Source organism: Methylobrevis pamukkalensis, from assembly GCF_001720135.1.
Taxonomy (GTDB): domain Bacteria; phylum Pseudomonadota; class Alphaproteobacteria; order Rhizobiales; family Pleomorphomonadaceae; genus Methylobrevis; species Methylobrevis pamukkalensis.
The window spans coordinates 1-1,169 of the sequence record NZ_MCRJ01000263.1 but is presented as its reverse complement, the minus strand read 5'-3'; the positions used below and the strand labels follow the sequence as shown (position 1 = coordinate 1,169).

Below are 1,169 nucleotides of genomic sequence, written 5' to 3'. Positions count from 1 at the left end.
GCCGTGTTCCTGCTGCCGCTGTTCCTGCTCTACACCCAGGTGTTCGTGGTTGCCGACTGGAAGCTGTTCGACACCCACATCGGGCTGATCCTGCTCTACTGCGTGTTCAACCTGCCCTTCGCGATCTGGACGCTGCGCAACATCATCGACGGCATCCCGAAGGAGCTCGACGAGGCCGCCCTCGTCGACGGCGCCAGCACCTGGCAGATCCTGACCAAGATCATCTTCCCGCTGGCCCGCCCCGGCCTCGCGGTCACCGGCATCCTCACCTGGATCTTCGCCTGGAACGAATACCTGTTCGCCGCGACCCTCACCTCGGTCGAGCGCGCACGGTGACCACGGGCCTTGCCGAATTCGTGACCGTGACCGGCACCAACTGGGGCCAGATGGCCGCCACCGCGATGATGACCATCGTGCCGGCGCTGATCATCCTCGGCCTCGTCCAGCAGCATATCGTCGCCGGCCTCACCTTCGGCGCGGTCAAGGAGTGAGCCCGATGTCCGACCCGACACCCTCTCCGGCCCCGGGCGACCTCAAGCCCGTCCCGGCCGAGCGGCGCGGCTTCCTGCCGATCCACACCAACGGCTTCGACCGCGGCTTCATCGCGGTGGTGCTCTTCATCGCCATCCACCTGTTCTGGATGCGCGTGCTGGAGCAGAGCCTTCCGCTCGTCGTGGCGACCGTGATCTCGGTCGTCCTCGGCTTCGTGATCATCAGAAAGGGATAGGTAGGCGATCATGAAATCGCTCGTCCTCGAAGAAAAGGGCCGCCTTGCCCTGCGCGACTTCCCCGTCGCCGAAACCCTCGGTCCGCGCGACGTGCGCATCGACCTCAAGGTGGTCGGCGTCTGCGGCAGCGACGTCCACTACTACACCCACGGCGCGATCGGCCCCTTCGTGGTCCGCGAACCGATGATCCTCGGCCACGAGGCGGCGGGCGTGATCAGCGAGGTCGGCGCCGACGTGACCGAGTTTTCGGTCGGCGACCGGGTCTGCATGGAGCCGGGCATTCCCGACCCCGCCAGCCGGCCGACCCGGCTCGGCCTCTACAATCTCGACCCGGACGTGCGCTTCTGGGCGACGCCGCCGATCCACGGGGTGCTGCGGCCCTCCTGCGTGCATCCGGCCGACTTCACCTTCAGGCTGCCGGACAACGTGTCCTTTGCGGCG

2 protein-coding genes and 1 pseudogene are annotated in these 1,169 nt (G+C 67.1%); all 3 read left to right on the top strand.

The features are described from left to right. A pseudogene (locus A6302_RS20390) lies at window positions 1-491 on the top strand (carbohydrate ABC transporter permease); the annotation flags it as partial. A gap of 5 nt (window positions 492-496) precedes the next feature. Continuing rightward, entirely contained in the window at window positions 497-727 is a 231-nt protein-coding gene (locus A6302_RS20385; protein WP_069308527.1) for a DUF2160 family membrane protein, read from the top strand. A 10-nt stretch (window positions 728-737) separates the two neighbouring features. Then, a partial coding sequence (locus A6302_RS20380; RefSeq protein WP_169833649.1) for an alcohol dehydrogenase catalytic domain-containing protein occupies window positions 738-1,169 on the top strand: 432 nt, incomplete at its 3' end.

Bases quoted from the DNA above. Each gene is read 5' to 3' on its own strand.
- A6302_RS20385 (WP_069308527.1), top strand. From the start codon at position 497: ATGTCCGACCCGACACCCTCTCCGGCCCCGGGCGACCTCAAGCCCGTC.